Origin of the sequence: Thermus sp. NMX2.A1, assembly GCF_000511705.1 — a bacterium.
GTDB lineage: Bacteria > Deinococcota > Deinococci > Deinococcales > Thermaceae > Thermus > Thermus scotoductus.
Genome location: NZ_ATNI01000080.1, coordinates 39,120 through 47,889, shown reverse-complemented (window position 1 = coordinate 47,889; position 8,770 = coordinate 39,120). Strand labels below are relative to the sequence as shown.

7 protein-coding genes are annotated in these 8,770 nt (G+C 64.4%); 3 read left to right on the top strand and 4 right to left on the bottom strand.

What is annotated here, in order from left to right:
- The first annotated feature begins 78 nt into the window (after nt 1-78).
- The 3 genes from TNMX_RS09575 (at nt 79) to TNMX_RS09565 (ending at nt 4,259) form a co-directional block, all read left to right on the top strand.
- Nucleotides 79-1,947, top strand: coding sequence for a peptide ABC transporter substrate-binding protein (locus TNMX_RS09575; RefSeq protein ID WP_038031603.1), 1,869 nt, complete (start codon nt 79-81; stop codon nt 1,945-1,947).
- A 98-nt stretch (nt 1,948-2,045) separates the two neighbouring features.
- Nucleotides 2,046-3,056 (top strand): ABC transporter permease, encoded by a 1,011-nt coding sequence (locus tag TNMX_RS09570; protein WP_038031601.1) that lies wholly within the window; start codon nt 2,046-2,048, stop codon nt 3,054-3,056.
- A 9-nt stretch (nt 3,057-3,065) separates the two neighbouring features.
- Nucleotides 3,066-4,259 (top strand): ABC transporter permease, encoded by a 1,194-nt coding sequence (locus TNMX_RS09565; RefSeq protein ID WP_038031599.1) that lies wholly within the window; start codon nt 3,066-3,068, stop codon nt 4,257-4,259.
- 40 nt (nt 4,260-4,299) lie between these two features.
- On the opposite strand, the gene truA is transcribed toward TNMX_RS09565, so the two are convergent.
- From truA to TNMX_RS09545, 4 genes are all read right to left on the bottom strand, one after another.
- Nucleotides 4,300-5,064, bottom strand: a complete 765-nt coding sequence (truA, locus tag TNMX_RS09560; protein WP_038031597.1) for a tRNA pseudouridine(38-40) synthase TruA — start codon at nt 5,062-5,064, stop codon at nt 4,300-4,302.
- Nucleotides 5,065-5,073: 9 nt separating this feature from the next.
- A complete protein-coding gene (locus tag TNMX_RS09555) occupies nt 5,074-6,126 on the bottom strand; it encodes an ABC transporter ATP-binding protein (RefSeq protein ID WP_038031595.1) in 1,053 nt (350 codons plus the stop codon).
- Nucleotides 6,105-7,658: an iron ABC transporter permease gene (locus tag TNMX_RS09550; protein WP_038031593.1), complete on the bottom strand. Its 1,554-nt coding sequence runs from the start codon at nt 7,656-7,658 to the stop codon at nt 6,105-6,107. The genes TNMX_RS09555 and TNMX_RS09550 overlap by 22 nt, the downstream gene beginning before the upstream one ends.
- A gap of 77 nt (nt 7,659-7,735) precedes the next feature.
- Nucleotides 7,736-8,731, bottom strand: a complete 996-nt coding sequence (locus TNMX_RS09545; protein WP_038031622.1) for an iron ABC transporter substrate-binding protein — start codon at nt 8,729-8,731, stop codon at nt 7,736-7,738.
- Nucleotides 8,732-8,770: the final 39 nt, after the last annotated feature.

Below are 8,770 nucleotides of genomic sequence, written 5' to 3'. Positions count from 1 at the left end.
CCCATTGACCTTCATGGGAGGCGCCGTATAATAGCCTCGGCCACTAAGGATAGTGCCGCGACCACGAAAGGAGGCCGTATGAGAAAAGTAGGCAAGCTGGCTGTACTCGGTTTGACCGCCCTGGGCCTGGCCCTAGCAGGTCCCCAGGACAACAGCCTGGTCATAGGGGCTTCCCAGGAGCCCAGGGTGCTGGCGGGTGACTTCCTCAGCATCATCTCCAACCAGGCCATCAAGAGCGAGATCGAGGGATACCTCTTCGCTCCCTTCATCGGCTTCAACGCCGACAGCCAGAACTTCCCCGTTCTGGCCACCGAGGTGCCCACCCAGCAGAACGGGCGCTTGCGGGTGACGGACATCGGCGGGGGCAAGAAGCGCTTGGAGATGGACCTCACCATCCGGCCCGATGCCCGCTGGTCCGACGGCAAGCCCATCACCACCGAGGATGTGGCCTTCTACTACGAGGTGGGCAAGGCCAAGGGGATGCCCGTCCTGAACCCCGACTACTGGGAGCGGGTAAGCCTAAAGGTAAAGGATGCCCGGAACTTCACCGTTATCTTTGAGCCCGCCTACTACTACGACACCTATGGCTCCCCCATCGGCTATGCTCCCAAGCACATCATGGGGCCGGAGTGGGAGAAGGTGAAGGCGGCGGCCCGGGGCCTGGACCCCGACAAGGACGCGGAGAAGCTCAATGAGCTCTACCGCAACTTCTTCCTCAAGTTCTCCACTCCCCAGGCCTTGAACCGGGGGGCCATGGTCTACTCGGGCGCCTTCAAGTTGAAGCGCTGGGTGCCGGGGAACTCCATCGAGATGGAGCGGAACCCCAACTTCCCCATCAAGCCGGAGGGTGGGGAGAGCAAGTACGTGCAGAAGGTGGTCTACCGCTTCATCCAGAACACCAACTCCCTCCTGGTGGCGGTGATCGGTGGCTCCATTGACGCCACCTCCAGCGTTTCCCTCACCTTTGATCAGGGCCGTAGCCGTCAGCTGACCTCCCGCGCCCCTGGCCGCTTTGACATCTGGTTTGTGCCCGGGGCCATCTGGGAGCACATTGACATCAATAAGTTTGAAAACTGTCAGACGGTACGCGATCTTGGCCTAAACGATGTCCGCACCCGTCGGGCCCTCCTCCACGCTCTGAACCGCGAAGGGTTGGTCAAAGCCTTCTTTGACGGCCTCCAGCCCGTGGCCCACACCTGGATCGCCCCCGTCAACCCCCTCTTCAACCCCAATGTGCGGAAGTACGAGTTTGACCTGAAGAAGGCGGAGGCGCTCTTGGCGGAGATGGGCTGGAGGAAGGGGCCGGATGGCATCCTCCAGCGCACCGTGGGTGGCCGCACCGTGCGCTTTGAGATTGAGTTCGTCACCACCGCGGGCAACGCCATCCGCGAGCGCACCCAGCAGTTCTTCGCCGAGGACTTGAAGAAGATCGGCATCGCGGTCAAGATCAATAACGCCCCCAGCGCCGTGGTCTTCGCCGACGAGTACATCCAGCGGGCCAGCGAGTGCAAGTGGACCGGGCTGTTTGAGTTCGCTTGGGTTTCCAACCTGGCCGAGGATGGCTCCCTCTTCCAGTACAAGAACCTGAACACCGGGGCCATCATGGTGCCCACCAAGGAGAACAACTACCAGGGGCAGAACATCGGCGGCTGGCGCAACGACGAGTTTGACCGCCTCACCAGCCAGGCGGTGCTGGAGTTCGACGAGGCCAAGCGGAAGCAGCTCTTCTGGAGGGCCCAGGAGATCTGGGCGCAGGAGCTTCCCGCCCTGCCCCTCTACTTCCGGGCCAACCCCTACGTGGTGCGCAAGGGCCTGGTCAACTACGTGGCCAGCGCTTACGCGGGCGGCTACGGTTACCCCGGCTGGAACGCTTGGGAGATCGGCTGGGAAAGCCGTGGCGCCGTGAAGAAGTGGGACCAGGCGAAGTACGCTCTTTCCGTCAAGTAACCTGAGGTGGTATAGTAGGGCCCGCTGGGCTTTCTGCCCAGCGGGCTTTTTGGTCGGCCGATAGGCTATTTGGAGGCTAAAAAACAGGAGGTACAAAGGTGTTTGCCTACACGGTGCGCAGGCTTTTACAGATGATCCCCTTGCTCCTTGCCGCCAGCGTGGTGATCTACGCCCTGCTGGCCCTGCAGCCGGGGGATCCCTTGGAGGAGCTCAAGCGGCAGAATCCCCGCATGACCGCCGAGCAGTTTGAGGCCTTGAAGCGGGCTTACGGCCTGGACCAGCCCCTCCATATCCGTTACTTCAAGTGGCTTTCCCGGGCGGTGCGGGGGGATCTTGGCTACAGCCGTACCTACGGCATCCCTGCGGCGGAGTACATCTTCGTCCAGCGCCTGCCCAAGACCCTCCTCCTCTCGGGGCTTGCCCTTACCCTGGCCCTCCTGGTGGCCATCCCCGTGGGCATCTTCTCCGCCGTGCGCCAGTACTCCCTGGCGGATTACGTCATCACCTTTTTCTCCTTCGTGGGGTTTTCCATGCCTGTCTTCTTCCTGGGCATCCTGCTCCTTTACCTCTTCGCCATCTGGTTACCCGACCACATCCCGGGCTTCCCCCGTTTCCCCACCGGGGGGGTGCCCGGGGTGCTCTGGGAGGATGTGCGCTCGGGGGCGATAAGCTTTTGGTACTTCCTGGGGCAATGGGCCTGGCACCTCATCCTGCCGGTCATCGCCCTTTCCTCCTTGCAGATGGCGGAGTGGACCCGGTTCATGCGGGCTTCCTTGCTGGAGGTGCTTTCCCAGGACTACATCCGCACCGCCCGGGCCAAGGGCTTGGCCGAGCGGGTGGTGCTCTACAAGCACGCCCTCAGGAACGCCCTTATCCCCATCGTGACCCTGGTGGGTCTGGCCATTCCCGGGGTATTGGGCGGGGCCACCATCACCGAGACCATCTTCAGCTACCCCGGGATGGGGCGGGCCATTTTTGACGCCCTGGTGGAGAAGGATTACAACGTGGCCATGGCGGCTCTGGCCTTCTTGGCCTTGATGACGGCGCTTTTCAACCTGCTGGCGGATCTGGCCTATGCGGTGGTGGACCCCCGCATCCGCTACAGCTAGAGGTGGAGCATGGCGACACAAGCGCACCCAACTAAAGCCAAGCCCCGCACCTTTTTCAGCCTCTTCTGGCGCCGCTTAAGGCGGCACAAGATGGCCATGGCTGGGTTGGTGGTTATCATTTTCCTGATTCTGATGGCCATTTTTGCCCCTTGGATTGCCCCTTACGATCCCACGGCCCAGCCTACGGGGGAGGACGTAGGCCAGTACTATTTCAACCCTCCTTCCCGGGAGCACCTTCTGGGCACCGATGACCTGGGGCGCGATGTGCTTTCCCGCATCATCTACGGTTCCCGCATCTCCCTCTTGGTGGGCTTTGCCGTGGCCTTTTCCAGCGTGATCCTGGGTACCATCATGGGTACCCTGGCGGGGTACTTCTCGGGCCGGCCCTTGCGATTCTACCTGGGGCCTTTAAGGCGGGAGCGGGAAGGGTTTTATCCCTGGAGCTTTGCCCTGTGGCGGGTGTTCTCCTGGTTCCTCTACTACGGGGTCTTGTACCTGGCCCTTTCCATCGCCTGGGCCTTGGCTGAGGATGGAATCCAGACGGGAAGCGTGGGGAGTTACCTGAGCTTTGGCCTGGTCTTGGCCCTGGTGCTCTGGGCGGCATGGTATGGGCTTAAAGGACAGATCCGCTTGGATCTGGATATCGTCATAAGCCGCCTCATTGATTTCATGCTCACCATCCCCACCCTTCCCCTTCTTCTTGTGCTTTCCGCCTTGTTGCGCGACCCCGGGGTGAAGGTGGGGCAGTGGGCCCAGGGAGTCTTCGGCGATGCGGCCAGCGTTTTCATCATCATCGCCATCCTGGTGCTCTTCGGCTGGTTGGGCACGGCCCGGCTGGTGCGGGGGAACATCCTTTCCCTAAGGGAGCAGGACTACGCCACCGCCGCCCAGGCCTTGGGGGCAAGCGACGCCCGCATCATGTTCCGGCACCTGGTGCCAAACACTTTGGCGCCCCTGATCGTGCAGGCCACCCTGCAGATCGGCGGGGCCATCCTCACCGAGGCGGCGCTTTCCTTTCTGGGCTTCGGCATCCAGCCCCCGGTGGCCACCTGGGGCAACATGCTGACGAACGCCCAGGAGTACATCTTCACCGCTCCCTGGCTGGCCTTGCCGCCGGGGTTCATGATCTTCATCACCGTCTTGGCCTTTAACTACCTGGGGGATGGGCTTCGGGATGCTTTGGACCCAAGGAGCCGTCTCTGATGCCACCCCACCCTGGCAAAGCCAGGGTGGGGCCCCCGGTCTACCGAGGGGATAGCTTTTCCGGGGGATAGGCGGCCTCGAGGAAATATAACCCCTGGGGTGGTGCCGAGGGGCCCGCTTGGCCCCGGTCCTGGGTTTGCAGGATGAGCCGGATGCTCTCCGGGGAGCGCTTGCCCAGGCCCACCTCGAGGAGGGTTCCCACCATCCCCCGCACCTGGCCCCTCAGAAAGCTCTGGCCCCGGAAGTAGAAGCGAAGCTCCCTACCTGCTTCCCCTTCCACCTCCTCCATGCGGGCTTCGTAAAGCTCCCTTTCCCCTGCCCGCACCTCCTCCTTGGCGAAGCCCAGGAAGCTGTGCCGGCCCGGGAGGTGGGCGAGGGCCTCCCGGATGGCGGCGAGGTCCAGGGAGTGGCGGATCCAAAGGGCCCGGTGGCGGAGGAGGGGGGAGGGGTGGGGCCTAAGGAGGAGGCGGTAAAGGTAAGCCCGCCAAAGGGCATCCTTGCGGGCATGGAAGTCTGGGGCCACCTCCTTGGCGGCGATCACCTTCAGGTCCTCGGGGAGAAGGCGGTTCAGGGCCTCGGGGATCCTTTCCGTGGGAATCCTGCTTAGGAGGTCAAAGTGGAAGGGCATGGCCAGGGCATGCACCCCGGCGTCCGTGCGGCCTGCGGCCACCGCTTTGGGCAGGGCCCCGATTTCCGGCAAAATCCTTTCCAGCTCGCCCTGCACGGTGCGAAGGCCTGTTCGCTGGCGCTGAAGCCCGGCGAAATGGGTGCCGTCGTACTCCGTGAGGATCAGGATGCGGCGCACGGGCCCAGCTTAATCCGCACCCACCGGGGCCTTGGAGGGATGCCCCTCGAGGGCCACCCCTTTCCCCACCACCTTTAGCCGCACCCGGTCTCCCTCCCGGAAAGGGCTTTCCGGACCTTCCTGCACCAGAATCTCCTTCTCCGGGGAGAGGAGGCGCACCCGGTAGGTGAGGTCGTGCCCCTTGAACTCCCGGGCCAGCACCTGTCCCAGGGCACCCTCCGGAGTCTCGGGGGGAAGAAGCCTTAGGGCCTCGGGGCGCAGGGAGAGGAGAAGGGGTCCGTGGGCGGGCTCCGCCAGGGGCACGGGGCCCAGGCAGGTTTGCGCATACCGGCCGAATCCCTCCCCCGGAAGCAGGTTGGTGCGCCCCAGAAACTGGGCCACGAAGGGGGTCTTGGGCCTTAGGTAGACCTCCTCGGGGGTACCCACCTGCTCTAGCCTTCCTCCCCGCATCACCCCCAGGCGGTCGGCGAAGGAAAGGGCCTCCTCCTGGTCGTGGGTGACCAGGAGGGCGGTGGTACCCGTTTCCTTGAGGATTTTCCGCACCTCCTCCCGGGTGCTGGCCTTGAGGCTGGCGTCCAGGCTGGAAAAGGGCTCGTCCAGGAGGACCAGCTTCGGCCCCGGGGCCAGGGCCCGGGCCAGGGCGATGCGCTGCTGCTGCCCCCCGGAAAGCTCGCCCGGCCTGCGGTCCTGGAAAAGGGTCATGCCCACCCGCTCCAGGGCCCTTTTGGCCCTCTCCAGGCGGTCCTTCCCCTTAAGTCCAAAGGCCACATTGCCCAAGGCGGTGAGGTGGGGGAAGAGGGCGTAGTCCTGGAAGACGAAGCCGATGCCCCGCCTCTCCGGGGGCAGGAGGGTGATCTCCCTGCCCTCCAGGAAGATCCGCCCCCTATCCGGGCTCTCCAACCCGGCCACCACCCTTAAGAGGGTGGTCTTGCCGCAGCCCGAGGGCCCCAAAAGGGCCAGGATCTCTCCGGGGTAGACCTCGAGGTCGATTCCCTTAAGCACCTCGTGCTCCCCGAAGTGCTTGGCGATGCCCACAAGTGTCAGAAGCGGCGCTCGCTCCAAAGCAACACCCCCACGAAGGCCGCCGAGAGCAGGACGATGAGAAGGGCAAAGGGAGCGGCCTCGGCGAACATGGCTTCCTGAGTGTAGCCGAAAACCCGGGTGGAGAGGGTGCTATAGCCCATGGGGGCGAGGAGGAGGGTGATGGGAAGCTCCTTCACCGCCCCGATGAAGGCCAAGGCCCCTCCCGCCACCGCTCCCCGCCAGAGGAGGGGAAAGGTGACGCGGAAGAAGGCCCGCGCCGGGGTGTCCCCCAGGGTCCTGGCTGCCTCCTCGAGGCGCCTTGGCACCTGGTAAAGGGCTCCCCGCACCGGCCCCAGGCCCTCGGCCAGGAAGTGGAAGGCCAAAACCAGGATGAGAAGGGGTAGGGTCCCGTAAAGGAAGGGAAGGCTCTTCAGGCTGAAGAAGATCCAGGCTAGGGCGAAGGCCAAGGGGGGAATGGTGTAGCCCAGATAGCCCAGCCTTTCCAGGAAGCGGGAGGCCGGCGAGGGGTAGCGCACCGCCAGGTAGGCGATGGGCAGGGCCATGCCCACGGCCAGGAAGGCGGCGGGGGTGGCGGCCATGGCGGAGTGGGAGAGGGCTTCCCAAAGCCCGGTGAGGTGTTCCCGGGGAAAGCGGCTTGCCAGGTGGAAAAGGGCATAGAGGGGGAGGACCAGGGCCAGGAGGACGGGGAGGAGGAGTAGGAGGTAAGCCCAGGGGGTGAACCTGCCCAGGCGCACGGACCTGGCCTTTTTCCCGCTACCCTTTCCCGTGCGGGCCAGGCTAAGGCGGCGGAGGAAGGCACCTTCCAAAAGGAGAAGCCCTCCGGTAAAGAGGAGGAGGAAAAGGGCCAGCCAGGCGGCGTACACCCGGTCAAAGGCGGCGCTGTACTGAAGGTAAATGGCGTAGGAGAAGGTTTCGTAGCGAAGGAGGCTCACGGTGCCGAAATCCCCCAGGACGTGGAGGCCCACCACCAGGTAACCCGAAAGGAGGGCGGGGAGGAGTTGCGGAAAGACCACTTGGAAAAAGGTCCTTAAGGGTCCCACCCCAAGGGTTCGGGCGGCTTCCTCCAAGCTGGGGTCCAGCCCCAAAAAAGCAGCCCGCAAACCCAGAAAGAGGTAGGGGTAGGTGATGAGGGAGAGGACCAAAAGCGCTCCCCAGTACCCCTCGAGGCGCGGCAGGGGCAGGACCCCCCCGGGCCCCGTGGCCGAAAGGATCACGTAGGCTCCCACGTAGCCGGGGATGGCCAGGGGCAGGGTGAGGAGGATGGAGAAGAGGCGCTTCCCCTTGAGGTCGGTGCGAGTGGTGAGGAAGGCCAGGGGCAGGGCGATGAGGGTGGTGAAAAGGAGGACCCCGAGGAGGAGGGAAAGGGTGTTCTTCACCAGCTCCAGGTTCTTGGGGCGAAGGAGGATATCCCGAAGGGTTTCGGGATCGGCCTCGAGGGCCCTTAAGGCTAGGTAGAGGAGGGGAAGGGCCACCCCGCCCCCCGTGAGGAGAGCGGGCACCAGGAAGGGCAGAAGCCCGGGAAGCTGATGGAGCCTTCTTGCGCTGGTCATCTTAGATCCCGTTGGCGTCCCCTTGGGCTCCTCCGTCCCGGGGCCCCCACCTTGGCCCAAGCCAAGGTGGGGTGGGATTAGAGGATACCCAGCTCCCGAAGGAGCTTAAGGGCCTGGTCCAGGGGGAGCTTCTCAAAGTCCAGCTTGGGGCTTTTCGCCAGGGCCTCCTCGAGGGGCAGGAGGTGGGCATCGGCCACCACTCCCTTGACCAAGGGGTATTCCCCCACGGTGCCCGCGAAGTACTGCTGCCCCTTGGGGGAGAGCAGGTAGGTGAGGAAGCGGTTTGCGGCCACCAGGTTCTTGGAGCTCTTGAGGATGCCCGCTCCCGTGACCAAGGCCAGGTTGCCGACGTCCCCATCCTTAAAGTAGTGGAGCCCCAGGTTGTACCCGGCCCGGCGGAAGCGCACCACGTAGTAATGGTTGGTGGAGCCGAGGTCGATCTCCCCGGCGCGGATGGCGTCCAGCATGGCTGGGTTGGAGGCGTAGCTCTTGGGGTTTAGGGCCTTCATGGCGGAAAGCCATTCCCGGGTCCTGCCTTCCCCGTAGAGGGCGATCATCCCCGCCACCATGTCCTGGAAGCTGGAGTAGGTGGGGGTCCAGCCCACCCTGCCCACCAGGCCCTTTTCCTGGGCGAAGCGGGGGAGGTCCAGGATGCTTGCGGGAAGCTCTTCCGGCTTAAGCTTCTGGGGGTTATAGGCCAGCACCCTCAGGCGCAGGGTCACCGGCACCCAGGCCTTGGAGGCGGGCACGAAGGCTACGGGTTGCCTAAGGAGGGTGTCCCCCAGAGGCCTTAAGAGGCCTTTGCTGGCCGCCTGGCCCAGGGCGCCCGCGGTGTTGGCCCAGAAGACATCCGCCGGGGAACGGCTTCCTTCCTCCTGCAGGGCCGCCAGGATCTGGGCGTCGGTGCCGTAGCGCACCTGGACCCGGATACCCGTTTCCGCCTGGAACTGCTTCACCAAGGGTTCCACCAGGCTCTGCCCCCGCCCGGAGTAGAGGGTTAGGGTCTGCTGCTGGGCGAAGGCTAGTCCTAAAGCCGCAAGGCCGATCAGGGGTATGAACCTTCCAAGCTGCATCTTGCCTCCTTCCTGCATCCCCAGGGGTTCCCCGGGGCG